This window comes from Aquipseudomonas alcaligenes NBRC 14159 (assembly GCF_000467105.1).
In the GTDB taxonomy this organism is placed as follows: Bacteria; Pseudomonadota; Gammaproteobacteria; order Pseudomonadales; family Pseudomonadaceae; genus Aquipseudomonas; species Aquipseudomonas alcaligenes.
The window spans coordinates 1-17,692 of the sequence record NZ_BATI01000035.1; the positions used below are offsets into that span (position 1 = coordinate 1).

At 55.1% G+C, this 17,692-nt stretch carries 18 protein-coding genes; all 18 read right to left on the minus strand.

The window, feature by feature from the left end; all coding sequences use genetic code 11:
- Positions 1–74: 74 nt before the first annotated feature.
- Positions 75–953, minus strand: a complete 879-nt coding sequence (gene rfbD, locus PA6_RS17680) for a dTDP-4-dehydrorhamnose reductase (RefSeq protein WP_021702324.1) — start codon at positions 951–953, stop codon at positions 75–77.
- Positions 953–1,498, minus strand: coding sequence for a dTDP-4-dehydrorhamnose 3,5-epimerase (rfbC, locus tag PA6_RS17685; RefSeq protein ID WP_021702325.1), 546 nt, complete (start codon positions 1,496–1,498; stop codon positions 953–955). Before rfbC ends, rfbD begins: the two co-directional genes overlap by 1 nt.
- Complete coding sequence (gene rfbA / locus PA6_RS17690; RefSeq protein WP_021702326.1) at positions 1,495–2,373, minus strand: glucose-1-phosphate thymidylyltransferase RfbA; 879 nt, start codon at positions 2,371–2,373, stop codon at positions 1,495–1,497. Before rfbA ends, rfbC begins: the two co-directional genes overlap by 4 nt.
- Complete coding sequence (gene rfbB / locus PA6_RS17695; RefSeq protein WP_021702327.1) at positions 2,370–3,443, minus strand: dTDP-glucose 4,6-dehydratase; 1,074 nt, start codon at positions 3,441–3,443, stop codon at positions 2,370–2,372. Before rfbB ends, rfbA begins: the two co-directional genes overlap by 4 nt.
- Before the next feature lie 22 nt (positions 3,444–3,465).
- A complete protein-coding gene (locus PA6_RS17700; RefSeq protein WP_021702328.1) occupies positions 3,466–4,569 on the minus strand; it encodes a DUF1972 domain-containing protein in 1,104 nt (367 codons plus the stop codon).
- Between the two features lie 258 nt (positions 4,570–4,827).
- A complete protein-coding gene (locus PA6_RS17705; RefSeq protein WP_021702329.1) occupies positions 4,828–5,787 on the minus strand; it encodes a hypothetical protein in 960 nt (319 codons plus the stop codon).
- A gap of 1 nt (position 5,788) precedes the next feature.
- Positions 5,789–6,598 (minus strand): hypothetical protein, encoded by an 810-nt coding sequence (locus tag PA6_RS23465; protein ID WP_147289536.1) that lies wholly within the window; start codon positions 6,596–6,598, stop codon positions 5,789–5,791.
- Between the two features lie 201 nt (positions 6,599–6,799).
- Complete coding sequence (gene pseI / locus PA6_RS17710; RefSeq protein ID WP_021702331.1) at positions 6,800–7,849, minus strand: pseudaminic acid synthase; 1,050 nt, start codon at positions 7,847–7,849, stop codon at positions 6,800–6,802.
- Positions 7,846–8,406, minus strand: a complete 561-nt coding sequence (gene pseH, locus PA6_RS17715; protein WP_021702332.1) for a UDP-4-amino-4,6-dideoxy-N-acetyl-beta-L-altrosamine N-acetyltransferase — start codon at positions 8,404–8,406, stop codon at positions 7,846–7,848. The genes pseI and pseH overlap by 4 nt, the downstream gene beginning before the upstream one ends.
- A complete protein-coding gene (gene pseG, locus PA6_RS17720; protein ID WP_021702333.1) occupies positions 8,396–9,499 on the minus strand; it encodes a UDP-2,4-diacetamido-2,4,6-trideoxy-beta-L-altropyranose hydrolase in 1,104 nt (367 codons plus the stop codon). The genes pseH and pseG overlap by 11 nt, the downstream gene beginning before the upstream one ends.
- A gap of 4 nt (positions 9,500–9,503) precedes the next feature.
- The gene (gene pseF / locus PA6_RS17725) at positions 9,504–10,202 is read right to left on the minus strand and encodes a pseudaminic acid cytidylyltransferase (RefSeq protein WP_021702334.1); all 699 of its coding nucleotides are present in this window, start codon (positions 10,200–10,202) and stop codon (positions 9,504–9,506) included.
- Positions 10,199–11,359 (minus strand): UDP-4-amino-4,6-dideoxy-N-acetyl-beta-L-altrosamine transaminase, encoded by a 1,161-nt coding sequence (pseC, locus tag PA6_RS17730; protein WP_021702335.1) that lies wholly within the window; start codon positions 11,357–11,359, stop codon positions 10,199–10,201. Before pseC ends, pseF begins: the two co-directional genes overlap by 4 nt.
- Before the next feature lie 3 nt (positions 11,360–11,362).
- The gene (gene pseB / locus PA6_RS17735) at positions 11,363–12,361 is read right to left on the minus strand and encodes a UDP-N-acetylglucosamine 4,6-dehydratase (inverting) (protein WP_021702336.1); all 999 of its coding nucleotides are present in this window, start codon (positions 12,359–12,361) and stop codon (positions 11,363–11,365) included.
- A 30-nt stretch (positions 12,362–12,391) separates the two neighbouring features.
- Complete coding sequence (locus tag PA6_RS17740) at positions 12,392–13,648, minus strand: lipopolysaccharide biosynthesis protein (RefSeq protein WP_021702337.1); 1,257 nt, start codon at positions 13,646–13,648, stop codon at positions 12,392–12,394.
- Positions 13,649–13,739: 91 nt separating this feature from the next.
- The gene (locus PA6_RS17745; RefSeq protein ID WP_255209937.1) at positions 13,740–15,161 is read right to left on the minus strand and encodes a Wzz/FepE/Etk N-terminal domain-containing protein; all 1,422 of its coding nucleotides are present in this window, start codon (positions 15,159–15,161) and stop codon (positions 13,740–13,742) included.
- 393 nt (positions 15,162–15,554) lie between these two features.
- The gene (locus tag PA6_RS17750) at positions 15,555–16,343 is read right to left on the minus strand and encodes a hydroxypyruvate isomerase family protein (protein WP_021702339.1); all 789 of its coding nucleotides are present in this window, start codon (positions 16,341–16,343) and stop codon (positions 15,555–15,557) included.
- Entirely contained in the window at positions 16,340–17,227 is an 888-nt protein-coding gene (locus PA6_RS17755; RefSeq protein WP_021702340.1) for an NAD(P)-dependent oxidoreductase, read from the minus strand. Before PA6_RS17755 ends, PA6_RS17750 begins: the two co-directional genes overlap by 4 nt.
- Positions 17,228–17,337: 110 nt before the next feature.
- Positions 17,338–17,658 carry a ComEA family DNA-binding protein gene (locus tag PA6_RS17760; protein ID WP_021702341.1) on the minus strand — a complete coding sequence of 107 codons (321 nt, stop codon included), beginning with the start codon at positions 17,656–17,658 and terminating at the stop codon, positions 17,338–17,340.
- Positions 17,659–17,692: the final 34 nt, after the last annotated feature.

The following is a 17,692-nucleotide window of genomic DNA, read 5'->3' on the forward strand; positions in this document are numbered from 1 at the left end:
GGGGGCATGGGCGAACCGGAGTTTAAAAAGCGCCCAAAGTTAACACAGTTGGCGCGGTGTTTGCCTCACCAGGCTCAGGAGGGCAACTCGGCGAGCACCAGACGCAACTCTTCTCGCCAGGGCGCAGGCTCGAGACCAAGACGCGCCCTGCCCTTGCTGCAATCCAGTACCGACCAGAGAGGACGCCTGGCCGGGGTGGGATACTCCTGTGACGTGATGGGCCTGACCCGCGGAATACGCGCGAGTAGCCCGGACTCCTGGGCCTGGCGGAAAATCTCCACGGCGAACTCGTGCCAGCTCACCGCCGGCTGCCCGGCGAAATGATAGACACCCCACTCCAGCACGGCGTCCCGCCGCCATAGCGCGGCCGAATGCCAGAGGGCCTGCGCAATGCTGCGCGCCGAAGTCGGGCAGCCCTGCTGATCGGCCACCACGGCAAGCTCTTCGCGCTCACGCCCCAGGCGCAGCATGGTCTTGACGAAGTTGGCCCCGTGGCTGCCGAAGACCCAGCTGGTGCGCAGAATCAGATGCCGGGAACAGGTGGCGGCAAGCACCTGCTCGCCAGCCAGCTTGCTGGCGCCATAGACCCCCGTAGGCCCGGTCGGCTGATCCTCGCGGTAGGGCCCACTGGCATCGCCAGAAAACACATAGTCGGTGGAGATATGGAAGAGCGGAATGCCCAGGCGCTGAGCCTCGGCGGCCAGATAGCCGACGCCATCGCGATTGACCGCATAAGCGCCCGCAACATCCGACTCGGCCCTGTCCACGGCGGTGTAGGCCGATGCATTGATGATCAGTTCCGGCCGGACGTCGCGGATAACCGCACTGACGGCCTGCGGGTCGGTGATATCAAGCTCGGCAGAACCCAGCCCGACAGGTTCGACCCACTCCGGAGCGAGGCGCATCAGTTCATGCCCCACCTGGCCACGGGCGCCGCACACGAGCACCCGCATCAGCGCGCCACTCCCGAAAGCAGGTCACGCAGCCTGGGGTTCAGCTGATCCTTGGCGGAAAGCTGAGGCTCGGCGACAGGCCACGGAATACCCACATCGGGGTCGTTCCACAGCAGCCCGCCCTCATCCTCCGGCTGATAGTAGTCGGTGCACTTGTACTGGAAATCAGCCACCTCGCTGAGCACGCAGAAGCCGTGCGCATAGCCCGGCGGCACCCAGAGCTGGCGATGGTTCTCGTCGTTCAGCTCCACGCCGACGAACTGGCCACAGGTCGCTGATTGCGGATCGATATCGACCGCCACATCGTAGACGGCACCGCGACTGACACTGACCAGCTTGCCCTGCGGACGCGTGCGCTGGAAATGCAGACCGCGCAGCACGCCACGTGCCGAACGTGAGTGATTGTCCTGGACAAAGGGCAGATCGATCCCATGCTCGCGATAGCGCTCGACCTGAAAAGTCTCCAGGAAAAAACCGCGATGATCGCCAAATGCCTTGGGCTCGATGATCAGTACACCGGGCAGCTGCGTTTCTATCACCTTCACCGAGTGCGCTCCTGTTCCAGCAGCTGCTGCAGATAACGGCCATAACCCGTCTTGCCCAAGGCGGCAGCCTGGTGCGCGAGGCGGTCGGCAGAGAGCCAGCCCTGGTGGTAGGCAATTTCCTCCAGACAGGCCACCTTCAGCCCCTGCCGGGCTTCGATGGTCTGGACGAAATGGCTGGCCTCCATCAGCGAGTCATGGGTACCGGTGTCCAGCCAGGCGAAACCACGCCCCAGCAGGCTCACATGCAGTTCACCGCGCTGCAGGTAGGCATTGTTGACATCGGTGATCTCCAGCTCGCCGCGCGCGGAGGGCTTGACCTGCTTGGCGATCTCGACAACCGAGTTGTCATAGAAGTACAGGCCGGTCACTGCATAATTCGACTTCGGCTTGGCCGGCTTCTCCTCGATGGAAACGGCTTTGCCCTGCGCGTCGAACTCGACCACGCCGAAGCGCTCCGGATCGGAGACGTGGTAACCGAATACGGTCGCACCGCGGGGGCGGCTGGCAGCCTCGTGCAGCATGGCGCTGAAACCGTAGCCATAGAAGATGTTGTCGCCTAGGATCAGGCAGACACTGCTGTCGCCAATGAACTCCTCGCCGATCAGGAAGGCCTGTGCCAGGCCGTCAGGCGACGGCTGTTCGGCATAGCTGAGCTGGATACCGAAATCGCTGCCATCGCCCAGCAGCTTGCGGAAGTTGGGTAAATCCTCCGGCGTGGAGATGATTAGTACTTCGCGAATACCGGCCAGCATTAATACCGAAAGCGGGTAGTAGATCATCGGTTTGTCATAGATGGGCAATAGCTGCTTGGAAACGCCTCGGGTAATGGGATGCAGACGGGTGCCAGAGCCCCCCGCGAGAATGATGCCTTTCATACCTGCTCCCCCAAACGCCCCAGCCGATAGTCGCCGCTCAACACGCGCTGCCACCAGTCGCGGTTATCTAGATACCACTGCACGGTCTTGCGGATACCGCTGTCGAAAGACTCCTGCGGCACCCAGCCTAACTCATGCGCAATCTTCGACGCATCGATGGCATAGCGCCGGTCATGTCCCGGCCGATCCTTCACAAAGGTAATCAGCTCTCTGTAGGAGCAGCCCTCGCCACGATCAGCTGCTCGCGGCACCAACTCATCCAGAAGGTCGCAGATCGTCTCCACCACCTCGAGATTGCGCTTTTCGTTGTGCCCGCCGATGTTGTAGGTCTCCCCGACTTGCCCCTTGCATACCACCTCGACCAAGGCACGCGCGTGGTCCTCGACATACAGCCAGTCGCGAATCTGCGAACCGTCCCCATACACGGGCAGCGGCTTGCCGGCCAGCGCATTGAGGATTACATGGGGAATCAGCTTCTCCGGGAAATGGTAAGGCCCATAGTTGTTCGAGCAATTGGTCACCAGCACCGGCAGGCCGTAGGTACGCTGCCAGGCACGCACCAGATGATCCGAACTGGCCTTGGACGCCGAATAGGGAGAGCTGGGTGCATAAGGAGTGGTTTCAGTAAACAGATCCTCGGTACCTTCCAGATCGCCATACACCTCATCAGTGGATATGTGATGGAAGCGGAATGCCGCTTTACTCTCTTCCGCAAGACCATTCCAGTAACGGCGCACAGACTCGAGCAGGGTGTAGGTACCGACGATATTGGTCTGGATGAAGTCGGCGGGCCCGTCGATGGAGCGATCCACATGCGACTCGGCGGCCAGGTGCATCACCGCCGTAGGCTTGAACTCCGCCAGTACCACGTCCAGCGCAGGCGCATCGCAGATATCAACCTGGTAGAAGCGATAGCGCGGCGAGTCGAACACCGAAGCCAAGGACTCCAGGTTGCCGGCATAAGTGAGCTTGTCGAGGTTGGCAACCTCGAATGTCGTGTTACTGATCAAATGTCGAACGACGGCAGAGCCGATAAAACCGGCACCACCGGTGACCAGAATGCGAGTCATAGATATGCTCTTTCTTGATTCGTTATTTGGGATACCAGCGACTCAACAAGTCCTCGTACTTCTCCAGGACTTGCTCCCAAGTGAAACGCTCCTTGAAACGAGCTCGACTAGCCAACTTCATCCGCTCAACCGATGCCAAGTCGTATAAAAGACCGTCGAATAGCTCGCCACAAGCCGCTTCGCTCTTGAAATACGCCGCCTCAGGGCCGGCAACCCAACGATTGAAGTGATTGTCATGGGCAATGACAGCACAACCGGCACCTAAGGCCTCAACCAGCGACGGATTAGTCCCTCCAACGCGATGACCATGAAGGTAGAAGCGACTATGAAAGCGCAGCGCCCGTACAACAGGCGCATCGTATATAGCCCCTGGGAACACCACCTCATCACTGGCAGCCTCCATCACCTGGCGATGGAAAGCATTGGTATCTGGCGTGAAATTACCAAGAACAACCAGCTTGTGGTTTCGCTGCTTCCGGCTGAACGCTCGCACCATCTCAAGGAAGGAGTTCTCCGGCTCCGGGCGGGCAATGATGACCGAAAATTCATTGGCCTGAATATCATAACGGCTTAACAAGCCTGCATCCGCCTCCACAACCTCATCCCCGCCATACGGAATCATGGTGATCTTGTCCGCCGATACCCGAGTGGCTAGATGCTCCTTAATTTTCGGATGGTCGGCGATCAAGTGATTACCAATCCAGCAGCCTGCCCGTTCATTCAGCCAAAACCATGCTTTGGCGACGCCCCCCCATTTATCTCGGCGCCATTCGATACCATCCATATTAATTAAGTTGACCTGCCCAACGATGCGCTGCAACAAATTCAAGACTGCCGTATTATACCCAAGCGTCAAAAACAGGCCTTTGCTTGAAAGGGCATGCAAAATGCACTTAAGATCAAAAACAATAGTGCTAAACGCCCCATCGCCCTTGACCGGTACATGAATACACCTTACGCCACGCCAAACGCTTTCACGAACCCCTTCACCTATGCCTTCCTGACAGTAAACAACGACCTCCCATCCTTTATCGACCAAGTATAATGCCAATTTTTCAGCAAAAGTCTCGAAGCCGCCATGCATTGCTGGGACGCCACGAATACCCAAAACACTAAGCTTTTTCATACACCACACCACCTAGAACCAACCGATACATCCAATACAGCAAAACAAATGGAATAAAACTATACAAAAGTGGACTCATCAACCCCGAACTCACCATCCCCTTGAGCGAGAACGAGACGACCAACATCAACTGAGGAGAAAAACGCAGCAAACACATCAGACAGTACAGAAGCTGGAATATCGCCCCCAACAAAAAACTACACAGCAGCGCAGGAAGCAACGAAAAATTACTATAGAACTCACCAAGATACGTCTGATTTATCCCCCCCCCGTAAACTCCATTCGCAGCATATCTTTGAGCCAGACTGAATAGTTCGGCTGATATCCTGGCATCAGAACTGCAAGAACAATCAAATAACCATTGCCCATCTGAAACGGAATAGAAGAAGGAAACGCATCGTACAGAATTTGAAAATTCTGAAAATTAACAAATGGCCGCCATAATCCTTGCTGCAGGATGCCGTAAAAAGACATCTCGAAACCTTGGCGATACAGCCCCACCATTACCACCAATAGAAAGGCCAGACCGCCAACAACAAACAGACGAAAAACCGGCAATCGCCCTGACTTCAAAATTAACAGACTAAATATCCCCGCAATGAACACTTCTGCACCAGGAGCACGATTTCCATAAGAGGCAGCGCACGCAGAAAGCAGAGCAACTACAAAAAAGCCCTCAAGCCAGCCAATAGTGCGACGCGAAAACAAATAGAACAAAGTACCCAGAAATGCACTAGCGATGCCTAGCAACGCGAGCCAACCAATCCCCTTGCGCACCTCCACACGGAGATCATCGATATCCGACTGGAGCCAAACCAGACCACCAATGTACAGGGAGTAAAATAGCGAGATCAGTACGGGCAACATAACTACCATTAGGCAGCTCAGAGGACTCAACTCAACGACAGGAGCCCGGGCCAGCAATCTAGGCAAGCTGAGTGACGGCGCACTTGAAAATAGCACCGTGGCCACGGAGAAAGCGCCAAGCACATACAACATTAGACTGGAATAAACAATAAACACTGCTTCATCACTAACCCACACTCGCCCTTCATAGAGCCAGCGATACCAAGAGCCAGCACCAAATAAAATAACGTGAAACAGGAAAAAAAGAGATGCTGGATTGAAGAAATTAAGAGTTCCGCCGCAGAGACGGAAAAAACCAAAGCATAGGAGCAACACTAGAAGCGCATAGACATCGACAAGCCCAAGGCCCATGTCATTGCTCTCCTGCGCCCAAACATTCAACCCCGACCTGAGCAAATAACTTACTGAGCGGTTCCTGATGACCACCCCGAGAGATAGGGACCATTGAAGAAGCTAGCGATACACAAGATATCCCCGGAAACACATTCCTAATATTGATCAGTGCCGAACTAAAAAAACTCACCACGTGCCCAGGGCAAATTTTTTCCACCAGTAGCTCTGCAGGTAACGCCGCTTCGGCGGCAGACAACCTGCTCATTTTGTGACTTATCTCCGAGCAGAAATCATGATGAGGCTTGTATACATAACGGAACTCCGCAAGTGGGTACAGTCTGAACATCTCATCCACACAAGATTGGCGCTGCACGCCGTCCAAGAATGCGCTTACGTTCTGATCCAGAAACAACACCAAATGAGGGTCAACGCTCAGGCTCTTTGCGGGCACCGGTAGTGCCCGCACAATGCCCAACGAATCTCTCCTGACTGCCAGCGTTGGCATCGACAAAAAAGCGCCGTCATAGCAACCCGCGTCGTAACCTGCCAAATGTCCCTTGTATGGTCGGTAAGGCATCAGACCTAACCAAGAAAGCAACCGCTTACCGAAACCCACAAAAGTATTACGCTGCACAGCATCGTAATAGTTCAGAATGCCATCCTCATAAATATACACACGACACCCACCTCGCGCCGATAAAAAAAGATAATTGGTAAAAATATTCCCCGGATGCGGCATATAAACATCTAAGGCAATCCGCCGGATTTTAAGCCACCTAACAAAGAAGGCGAAGACTAGAAAAGAAAGCCCCCCTGCTAAACTCTCCATCCGATCTCGAGCAAAACCAAGGCGAGTATATCTACGCGACGAGTTCGGCCAAAGCTTGCTAAAGCAGCAGTATACGGGCCCCTCGCACTGGTCAAGTATGCGACTGACAACGTATGCATGATAAGGAGTAAACCCTATAAACAGAGAAACGCGCCCCTTTTGTTTAATCACAGTTTTTCAGCTCTCCCGATGCCCAAGCTGTCATTCCAAACAATCATCCATCACCGGAGAATTAGCCTGCACATCTTTAGCCAGCCGCTTACCCAGTACCAGCTCAAGATATTTAGGCGGCAAGCCAAAACCCGGGCGCACACTTCTTACCACATCAGCAGTAATGACAGAGCCGGCTTTCAGGCTTTTCACAAAATACAATGACCTTCGAAACTGAACGTTCCCCTGCTCGCTTGACTTCCGCCCATAGTCAACTCGCCCCAAGGCGGACCAGGCCGTCTTACTGTCTCGACAAAGGGCTTCCAATTCATTTGGCTCTAGGGAGAAGCTGTCGTCAGGCCCGCCACCGCTGCGATCAAGCGTAAAGTGCTTTTCGATAATGGAGGCTCCTAGCGCCACGCTGGCTATAGCCGTGGTGTTATCGAGAGTATGGTCAGACAGCCCTGTCACCAGACCGAAGCGCTGGATCATGTCGGGAACCGTGCGCAAGTTGTAATCCTCGGCCGGGGCGGGATATCCGCTGACACAATGGAGGATTGCCAGTTCCTTGCAACCACCTTCACGCGCCGCATCAATGGCTTCTTGAATTTCCTCAGCATCGGCCATTCCGGTGGAAATAATCATGGGCTTGCCGGTGCTGGCCACGTACTTGATCAGGGGCAAATCCACAACCTCAAAGGAAGCGATTTTGTATGCCGGAGCATTCAAGCTTTCAAGTAGATCAACCGCCGTATTATCGAAAGGCGAACTGAAAATTGTGATCCCCACCTTGCGCGCATGTTCGAATAGCAGTGAATGCCACTCCCACGGCATGTGGGCCTCTTGATACAACTCATACAATGTTCTGCCGTCCCACAACCCGCCATAAATACGAAATTCTTCGCGATCAGAGTCCAGCGTAATGGTGTCCGGCTTATAAGTTTGTAGCTTGACCGCATCGGCTCCGGCCTTCTTGGCCTCTTCGATAATGCGCATCGCAGTTTCAAGACGACCATTATGATTTGCCGACAACTCGGCAATTATATAGGGCGGAAAATCACAGCCAATATCGCGCCCGGCAATGGTTATTTGTACACTCATGATTTCACCTTGGGAAAAGACTTGATTTTTTCCGCCATACTCAGGCGCAGAGCAGCCCACTCATGACTAAGTATCCCGAGCCGATACACATCGACAAAGTTCCCATCAACCAGATGCTGATCGCGCAGCACCCCCTCGACCAGAAAACCGAACCTCTGATGGAGTTTGATGACTGCTGAGTTGAAGGCCAGCACTTCACAGCAAAGCTTGTGCAGATGCAGCTCCTCGAAGGCCTGCTCGAGTGCAAGATACTCCATCTTGCTCCCTGTCCCCTTGGCCGCATTGGGTGCGGAATAGAAGGCCCAGGATGAGTTACGACTGCCCTTATCGATGCCAGTAAAAGCCACAATTCCGGAAGGAACGCCAGCTAACTCGTACATGAAATACCGCTGGTCATTGCGCCCGGAGATATGCGCCCACCAGGCCAGATGTTCTTCTTGTGAAATCTCATGACGTGTATACATGTTGGCTCTAACAGCCGGAGCATTACGCCACGCTCGCATCAGTTCCAGCTCGTCAGTGGCAATATCACGCAACTTGCCGAAGTCACTGACCATAATTCAGTCCTCCTAATAACTCGCACATCAACAGCCTACACCCGCTGCCATCGGTAACTGCAGCAGCCTGTTGCGTAAGGTTCCTCAACCCCTCCAGATGCTTGCCCAGTGCATCGAATAGCCGAGGCAAGGTGCTGGACAAATCATCTTCTAAAGATAGTTTCCGGACTGCACCCACCTCTTCCAGAGCGCGAGCCGCCTCCTGCTGGTTCTGCGCTGAAACAAGCTGGAAAGTTGGCAAGCCCAAGCAGCAACGCTCCCAAGAGGTACTGCCTGCAGCACCAATGGCCAGATCAGCTTCAGCCATACGCTGCGCCATATCATCCACATTGACCAGCACATCTGTCGGCCAGGGCATCTGTAAAGCCATCGTACGCACCAGCTCAACCCAAGGCGCCTGCAACCCCATGATCACGCTAATCTTGCAATCGGCAGGCAAACGGACCTGCTTCAGCGCATCCAGAACCCGACCAGATGCGTTGTATTGATCCACTCCGCCCATGGTGATTAGCAGGTGGCGCAGCGCAGGCGTCTTCCTACGCTGCAGGCTGTACTCACGAAGCTGAGAAAAGTCCGGACGCAACAATGCATAAGTGGGGCCGATCAAGGTTCGGCAATGCGATGGAGTTAAGCGCGCATAGTCCCCAGGCAAGCGTCCTAGGTTCTGGTCCAACAGAAGATCACAGGCATGTACCCGATCAGCCAGATCATCGATAACCATCAACCGTCGACAAAAGGGCCGCAGCCGCTCTTCCCAACGAATATCCAAAGCATAGTGATCGACAATCAGCCAATCCGGCTGGAGCGCCTGCAGGATAGGTAGGCAGGCCTGAACATCCTGCTCCTGGGTAGCGCCCAGCCAGGCGGCATGAGCGGGTCCCTCAGGATCTATCGGGCTGTCCTGCTCGCAATTCAGCACATGAACGACATGGCCCTTGCCGCGAACCAGTTCGACGAGGTGGCCAGGATGGTCCCGGCAGAGAAAGTGGCACTCTGCACCTCTCTGTTTCAGGGCATCGGCCAAGGTCACGCAGCGCATGATGTGACCGCTGCCCATCTGCAACGAGGCATCGGCCCGGAAAGCGATCCTCATCGACCTAACGTCCAATCTGCGCCTGCATGGCCTTGAACAGCCATTCGGCCCGTTCCCAGTCCTCGGGAGTATCAATGTCTTGAACACGATGACGAGGCAACAATACTGGGGACGAATACGGACCGAAGATCACCCGGCCCTCCTGCCAGGCGAGGGCGCGCCCCCAGTAGAACTGCCCTGCATCGTGATAGGCCTCTTCGAGATCCTGTGAGCGCGTATTGAAATGCTCGGGCTGGAACATTTCGACACGGCCCAACGATGTGATGCGAATGGCTCGCTGGATCGGAAATGCATAGCTGGTGACGGAAAAGGCGTAGTCGCAGTTGTCGCTAGTCAGCGCCTCCAACCCCCTGCGAATATCCTCACCGGAAACAAAGGGCGCGGTGGCGTAGATGCAGCACACCTGCTCCGGAGCCTCGTCATTACTGACGAACCAGTCCACTGCATGGCGGATGACTGGGACGGTCCCGGTGTAGTCGTCCGAAAGTTCCGCGGGGCGCATGAAAGGAACCTGCGCGCCGTATTGACGAGCCACATCGGCGATTTCCGCATCGTCAGTGGAGACGATCACCCGGTCGAAACAGCCGCTTGCCAGGGCCGCCTCGATCGAGCGCGCAATCATCGGCTTGCCACAGAATGGCTTGATGTTCTTGCGCGGGATTCGCTTGCTGCCGCCACGCGCAGGGATGACTGCAAGTCTCATATCTCCAATGCCTTGTGCAGCGCGGCGATCACCTCGTCCTGCTGCTGTTCCGTCATGGTTTGGAACATGGGCAGGCTGATGGCTTCGCCGTAGTAACGCTCAGCCTCGGGGAAGTCGCCGATCTGGAAGCCCATGCGCTGGTAATACGGCTGAGTATGGACCGGAATGTAGTGGAGGTTGACGCCGATACCCTGCTCACGCAGTGATTCGAATACCTGGCGGTGGCTGCTGCGCAGCTTCTCCAGTTGCAGGCGGATCACATAAAGGTGCAGTCCGGAGTAACTATCTGGGTGTTGCCAGGGCGTAGTGACCGCAAGCCCCGCCAGCAACTGGTCATAACGCCGGGCCAATTCGTGACGACGGGCGACATATTGATCGAGGCGTTCTAGCTGAGTCACACCCAAAGCGGCCTGCAGCTCGGTCATCCGGTAGTTGAAGCCGAGATCGATCTGCTGGTAGTACCAGGGACCATCCGATTCGTGAGTCATCTTCGACGATTCACGGGTGATGCCGTGGCTACGCAACAGTGCCATACGCTCGGCCAGTGCAGCATCGTTGGTCAACGCCATGCCGCCTTCGGCGGTGGTGATGATCTTCACCGGATGGAAGCTGAAAACGGTGATGTCGCTGTAGCGACAATTGCCGATGAACTCGCCCTGGTACTTACCCCCGATGGCGTGGGAAGCATCCTCGATAACGCGGAAGCCATAACGCTTTGCCAGCGCATCAATGGCCTGCATGTCACAAGGCTGGCCGCAGAGGTGCACTGGCACCACCACCTTGGGCAGCGTGCCGTCAAGCTCAGCCTGCTGGAGCTTGGCCTCCAGTGCCTTAGAGCATAGGTTGTAGGTGCGTGGGTCGATGTCCACGAAATCCACTTCAGCGCCGCAGTAAAGGCCGCAGTTGGCGGAGGCGACAAAAGTGACTGGACTGGTCCAGAGCCGATCACCCGGACCAAGCCCCAGCGCCAGACAGGCGATGTGCAGGGCGGAAGTAGCGCTGTTCACCGCCAACGCATGTTCGGCGCCCACATGCCGGGCCACACCTTGTTCGAAGCGCGGCACCATCGGGCCCTGGGTCAGGAAGTCGGATTGCAGCACAGCCACGACCGAATCGATGTCGGCCTGGGTGATGTCCTGACGACCGTAGGGAATCATGTTTCAGATGCTCCCGATCTTTTCGCGGTTTTTTTCGATCCAGGCTTGCAACTCTTCGTCGCTCATCCATTCGGTATTGTTATCGCTGGCGTAAACGAAGCCCTCCGGGACCTTCTTACCGTCCTTGATACGCTTCTCGCAGGCAGCCCAGTTGTTAATCACCGGTAGAATCTTGAAGTGCTCAGGATATTCGTAGGTGTAGTAGGCATCTTCCGCGCTGATCATCTGCTCATGCAGTTTTTCGCCCGGACGAATGCCAACGATTTCCTGCTTGGCCTCAGGCGCGACTACACGCGCTAGATCGGTAACCTTCATGGATGGAATCTTCTTCACGTAGATCTCGCCGCCCTCCATGTCTTCGAAGGCATGCCAGACCAACTCGACGCCCTCTTCCAGAGAGATCATAAAGCGGGTCATCCGCTCGTCGGTGATAGGCAGCACGCCTTCGTCCTTGATGGACATGAAGAACGGAATGACCGAACCACGGGAGCCCATGACATTGCCGTAGCGCACAACGGAGAAACGAGTACCGTGCTCTCCGGAATAAGAGTTTCCAGCCACAAACAACTTGTCGGAAGTCAGCTTGGTAGCCCCATACAAGTTGATCGGACTGCTTGCCTTGTCGGTGGACAGAGCCACAACCCGCTTGACGCCCTTGTCGATACAGGCATCAATCAGGTTCATGGCACCGATCACATTGGTCTTCACGCACTCGAACGGATTGTATTCAGCCGTCGGAACGATCTTGGTGGCCGCAGCATGGACGACGTAGTCCACGCCATCCAGCGCCCGGTACAAGCGATCTTTGTCGCGAACATCACCTATAAAGAACCGCACACGGGAATCACCTTGAAACTTCTTGGCCATTTCCCACTGCTTCATTTCATCACGCGAGTAGATGATGACCTTCTTCGGATTGTACTTAGCCAGAATCATTGGCACAAAAGTATTACCAAAAGAACCGGTACCACCAGTAATAAGAATAGATGCATTATTAAACATATGAATTACCTCTATTGTAGCCTGCAACTTTCAGGACTGAAGTGAACGAATAGGGCTTGGCGAAAACCTCAAATAGGCAAATGACTTCCAAACCAAGACAGAGAAAAAAGCAATACAAAGACCTACTGGAACCGCAAGATGCGCCCAATACAAGGAAATAAACCAGGTCACCCCAACGAATACGACCAAGCTTACTACATGACTATATATAATAGGATGATCGCGTCCCTGAGCGTATAGCCCATAGTGCGGAACCATACCCAATGCATATATGAATGTAGCCAGCAGAACCCAAGGAAAGAGCCCCTTCTGCTCGATATAGAGAGGCTTATTAAGCCAACCCAGCAATGGATCAATCAACAGCCATGCTGCAATCGAAAAAGCGCACGACAACACCACTGTCTGAGTCAGCAGCCTTACAAGCTCTTGGCGAAATTCGGCATACCTGTTTTGCTGGAACGCATTAATCAGCGCCGGATAACTGAAAGCAAACACTCCAGCATCCAAGAACGACATCATGGCATTCGCAATACCAATAAACAGCACATAGGCACCAAGCACCTCAAGTCCAGCAAGAGCCTCCAGCCAGTACCGATCGAGTGTGTACACACCTCGTATGGCAAGAGTCGCCACCAGAAATGGCAATGCCACTTTGATACCAGACTGGATCCAAGCCCAGTCGACTTCCTTGTGCCACGCACCCATGCGCATTTGGAACAATTTCCAGCACGCAAGCAGGCAGGCGCTCAAGCCACCAACGGTCCAAGCCGCAAGCACAATTTCAATTTTGCGGGTAGCTGGCTCAAAAAACATCAATACAACAATCGCCACCGCCCAAGCACCCGCACGCAGAAAAAACACAATGCTGGCAACAAGCTGCTCCGATGTAGCGACTAGCAGACGCATAAGCTCCTGCCCCAGGTGCTCAAGCACTAACAACATGAAAAACCAGCCAGCCAAATGTAAAGGCAGCAGCTCCATGGCAAATATGGACAGGAGCAAGGGAAGAAAAATTGCATAAAGAACCAGCGTCAAAACAGTCTGATTCTTCAGCAAGGCGCCCCACTGCTCACGCGGTCGCTTGAGCAACTCCCGCGTGGTGTAGGTATAGAAATCCAATCCCAGCAAGTACAAGGCATAGCCGATAGTAGCGGCTAACAGCCCATAAAGCCCCAGCTCTGAGGGCGTTAAGAAGCGCGCCAGGAAGAAAATAAGCAGAAACTTACTGCCTAAGGTCATGCCCCTCAGCACAATATTAGCCAAACGGGGCCAACTGTTAATTTGCATTAATAAACATCAGCATATTTGCACCAGCCTGCTGGGGTACACACGAACGCCAGCGTTTCACACCTCATGAGCCAACGGGTATCACCGAAGACTAAGCAGCGGCCACACGTCGACGAAACAAACCCCGAACAAGAGCCAGGAAGACACCTACTATACCGCCGAGCACTAAGCCAATCGTCACAATTAGTAATTTCTGTGGTTTCACCGGATCACGTGGCTGAACTGCTGGCTGATCGACATGTACTAGGGTCAAAGCAGAAAGGTCGAGATCCAAACCTTTCAACCTCGCTTCCTCCTCTCGTAACTGGGCCAGTTGTTTTAGAAAAAGGTCTTCATTAGTCCGTTTTCTCAACAACTCGATCTGTCGATTGCTCGACAGTAACTGCAGCTCTTTTTCAATTTGCGCTACTCGCGGCTCTGCGAAATCGTCTGAGCGACGAAGTCGCAGAGCGTCACGCTCAGCCGTCAAAGCCTCAGTCCCCATGAAGTAAAGAGGGATTTGCTGATTGTTGACTTCAGTGCGTATAACACTACCCGCTCCCTGCAGAGCACGCCCTTGCTCGCCCATTGCCGCAGGTGTCGTGGGCTTAATGATCGCAAGCCTTTCTGCAATCCCGATAGCCTCGTCCAATTCGGCGATGCGGTTGAGCCTCTTCGTTCTAAGCTGCTGACGCAGCGCCTTGAGCTCATCTTGCAGCTCAGCGCGTTTGAGCGCATCTGCTTCGCTTAGAAGGGCGATTTTAGACGCCTTATCCGCCTCATAATTAGCACGTGCGGCCTTAATCTGCCGTTCAACTGCACTCAAACGATTGGCAATGATCACCTTGAAATCTGAGGCAATACGCTCACGCTCAACTGCTATGGCATGCGCAACCAAGCCATTGACAATAGCCACACCATCCAAATCACCGGGATAAACAAGCTGAATGCCTACATAGTCCGAAAATCCTTCGGTCTTCTTCGGGTCAGGCCTGAGAATCATAAAGCGCTCACGACTGAACTCGTCGAAGGACTGATCCAAAGTACTTTCGGGACTATCGAGCTCTTTGAAGAGATTACGGTTCGCCTGAAAGAAACTCAAACGGGTATCATATGAGTCCAGCGAGGCACCTATCTTTTTCAGCGCATCTAGTGGCTCAAGCTTGTACACCCCAGAGCCATTAAGCTCATCAAGATCTTTGATAAGTGCAGGTCTCAGCAAGCTCCGCACCTCATAAACCGGGGTAGCGAGGAACGCATACAGACATGCTGCACCAGCAACAAAGGCTGTCACCCCTGCAATAAGCCACTTCTGCCCCCACAAAGAACGAAGCAGCTCTACAAGATCAATCTCATCCGAACTGGCCAGACTCAACGGTTGACTCGATCTCACAAATACTCCTTCCATGCATAAGCTGGCGCCACGCCACGCCACGCCACGCCACGCCACGCCAAAAAATAGTTGAACAGCTCGATGCGACAGACAGAGCATCGTGCGGTTCGGCAACAGGCAAAAAGACACGACCTGCTTCAAAAAAAGACCAATCAGTCACCAGCTAACGGAGCTGGCTACCAGCACATCTTACCGAGCGCATATCACTACAGACACTCGGGGGGATGCAGATGCAGAGACAGATCGTCTCTAGTAGACAGATGATGCTACGCATGAAGCTCTAGACGCAGCGTTCAGCGCGGAGGGCACCTAATAATGCAGGCCAGCGGCCATGGGGCTCCATGCATACTCTAGGCTCCAAAATGAAAGACCGGTCATCCCTACGGGCTCAAGCCACACCATCACCTAGAGCTCATAATTCTGCCAAGGACTGAACGAAACTCAAGTCTTGACAGATGAATGACGCCAATTTGCCACTGTCCTAGGCCCCCATTCATCAACTGGTTTTTACAAATATAATTCCGATAGAAGGAGTCATAAACGCTGAGCACTGCGCCAAAAAGCCATCCACTTCGGTGATTCAGCTATCGGCTCAGTAACCCTGTACTCAGCCCCCAGCCAACCCCCATATCCACTGCTTTGCAGCTCCCCGAGCAAAGCTGAAAAGTCGAGCTCCCCGCTTCCAGGCTCGCCACGCCCAGGGCAATCGGCGAACTGCACATGGCCGATACGCCCCGCCAGCAACCTTAATCCCGCCTGGATATCCAGGCCCTGCCGGGCCATGTGGTATAGGTCGAGCTGCGCCAGGCAGTTGGGGTGATCAACCGCATGCAGCAGCTCGTCGAGATGTTCGGGGGTGTTGATCAGAAAACCCGGCATATCCAGCGGGTTGATCGCTTCACTTAGCACTCGAATACCCAGCACCTGAAATGCTTCCGCAGCCTTACGCAAATTGGCGGCCAGGGTTCTCAGCGCCTCCTCGCGAGATACCCCGTCAACCAATCGCCCCGGCAACACGTTGACACATATTGGCTGGACTACAGCGGCATAAGTCAGCGCCTCTTGCAGCGCTTTATCGAACTCAGCCTGGCATGCAGGCACTGCAGCTAAACCAGCACCTCCGCTCATCAGATCTCCAGCCGGCAGGTTGATCAGCACCAGAGGCATGGCGGCGCCATCCAGTGCCTCTTTGAACGCTGCGGCAGGTGCCTCGTAGGGGAACTGCACCTCTACCCCATCGAATCCGGCCGCCGCAGCCGCGGCAACCCGCTCAAGCATGGGATGCTCGGTGAACAGCAACGAAATGTTGGCAGCAATCCTCATGCCTGCTCTCCGCGGTAGAGACGGACCAGCGTTGCGGGGTCATTCTCGAGGTTGCCCATGCTGCCATGCAGGCGCATCAGCTGCGCAGCCAGACCACTCATGGGCACGGCCCCGCCCTCCTCTCGCGCAAGTTTCGCCGCGGTATCCAGATCCTTGAGCAGCGTGCGGACATGCCATTTCACTGGCTCGAATTGGCTATCGGCCATCTGTGGCGCCAGTATCTGCAGTGGGCGCGAGTCGGCGAAACCGCCTGCCAGGGCTGGTGCGAGCAGGCGCGCATCGACACCGGAACGCTCGGCCAAACCCACGACCTCGGCGATGACCAATGCATTGCAAGCCACGATCATTTGATTACAGACCTTGGTGACCTGCCCGGCACCCACCGCCCCCATGTGAGTCACACGCTGCCCCAGATGAGCGAGCAAGGGGCGCAGGAGGTCGACATCCTCACCACGCCCGCCGGCCATGATGGCCAACGTCCCCGCTTCGGCCCCGGGCACACCGCCGGAAACGGGAGCATCCACCCAACGCATGCCGCTAAGCCGCTCCAGCTGGGCCGCCATTTCGCGGGTTGCCGCCGGTTCCACACTGGAAAAATCCAGCAGCAGCTGCCCTGGCTTGGCCGCCGAGGCTACGCCAGACGGACCGAACACCACTTCACGCACAGCAGCCGTATCAGCCAGACAGAGCATCACGATATCCGCGCCTTCAGCCAACCTGGCCGGCACCGATACCACCTGGGCACCCATCTCCTCCAGCGCCCTGCACTTGTCCAGCGAACGATTCCAGATCCGCAGCGAGTAGCCGGCGGCGATCAGCCGACGACACATGGGCAACCCCATCAGGCCTATGCCGGCGAAAGCGACTGTGGGTAAAGCAGGCATGCGCGTCTCCCTGAATAATGAGGAGCGAATAGTAACTGCTGATCGCAGATTGAGGCAGAAACGAAAAAGCCGGTCTGAGACCGGCTTTCTTCCAACAGACAACGCAGTGGCTAGTTGACGCTCATGCGATCGCGGTTTTTCTCCAGGATCGCAGCCCCAATACCTTTGACCTCGAGCAATTCATCGACTGATGCAAAAGGACCATTGGCATTGCGGTGATCGATGATGGCCTGAGCCTTCACCTTACCCACGCCGACCAGTTCACTCTGCAGAACATCCAGATCGGCAGTATTGATGTTGACCGCCGACACCTCGCTCTGCGTCGTTTCGACGGCAACACTGGGGGCCTTGGCAGACTCTGCCGCGGAAACGGCGATGGGCAGGCTGGCCATGCAGGAAAGCAGCACTACAGCGATTTTCTTCTTGAGCATGTTCGACTCCTTGTCGTGAATGAGGCGCACGAAC

What these genes read in the sequence shown, in the direction of transcription:
- rfbD (WP_021702324.1), bottom strand. Translation starts at nt 953, where the DNA reads ATGCGGGTGCTCGTGTGCGGCGCCCGTGGCCAGGTGGGGCATGAACTG.
- rfbA (WP_021702326.1), bottom strand. Translation starts at nt 2,373, where the DNA reads ATGAAAGGCATCATTCTCGCGGGGGGCTCTGGCACCCGTCTGCATCCC.
- rfbB (WP_021702327.1), bottom strand. Translation starts at nt 3,443, where the DNA reads ATGACTCGCATTCTGGTCACCGGTGGTGCCGGTTTTATCGGCTCTGCC.
- PA6_RS17700 (WP_021702328.1), bottom strand. Translation starts at nt 4,569, where the DNA reads ATGAAAAAGCTTAGTGTTTTGGGTATTCGTGGCGTCCCAGCAATGCAT.
- PA6_RS17705 (WP_021702329.1), bottom strand. Translation starts at nt 5,787, where the DNA reads ATGGGCCTTGGGCTTGTCGATGTCTATGCGCTTCTAGTGTTGCTCCTA.
- PA6_RS23465 (WP_147289536.1), bottom strand. Translation starts at nt 6,598, where the DNA reads ATGGAGAGTTTAGCAGGGGGGCTTTCTTTTCTAGTCTTCGCCTTCTTT.
- pseI (WP_021702331.1), bottom strand. Translation starts at nt 7,849, where the DNA reads ATGAGTGTACAAATAACCATTGCCGGGCGCGATATTGGCTGTGATTTT.
- pseH (WP_021702332.1), bottom strand. Translation starts at nt 8,406, where the DNA reads ATGGTCAGTGACTTCGGCAAGTTGCGTGATATTGCCACTGACGAGCTG.
- pseG (WP_021702333.1), bottom strand. Translation starts at nt 9,499, where the DNA reads ATGAGGATCGCTTTCCGGGCCGATGCCTCGTTGCAGATGGGCAGCGGT.
- pseF (WP_021702334.1), bottom strand. Translation starts at nt 10,202, where the DNA reads ATGAGACTTGCAGTCATCCCTGCGCGTGGCGGCAGCAAGCGAATCCCG.
- pseC (WP_021702335.1), bottom strand. Translation starts at nt 11,359, where the DNA reads ATGATTCCCTACGGTCGTCAGGACATCACCCAGGCCGACATCGATTCG.
- pseB (WP_021702336.1), bottom strand. Translation starts at nt 12,361, where the DNA reads ATGTTTAATAATGCATCTATTCTTATTACTGGTGGTACCGGTTCTTTT.
- PA6_RS17740 (WP_021702337.1), bottom strand. Translation starts at nt 13,648, where the DNA reads ATGCAAATTAACAGTTGGCCCCGTTTGGCTAATATTGTGCTGAGGGGC.
- PA6_RS17750 (WP_021702339.1), bottom strand. Translation starts at nt 16,343, where the DNA reads ATGAGGATTGCTGCCAACATTTCGTTGCTGTTCACCGAGCATCCCATG.
- PA6_RS17755 (WP_021702340.1), bottom strand. Translation starts at nt 17,227, where the DNA reads ATGCCTGCTTTACCCACAGTCGCTTTCGCCGGCATAGGCCTGATGGGG.
- PA6_RS17760 (WP_021702341.1), bottom strand. Translation starts at nt 17,658, where the DNA reads ATGCTCAAGAAGAAAATCGCTGTAGTGCTGCTTTCCTGCATGGCCAGC.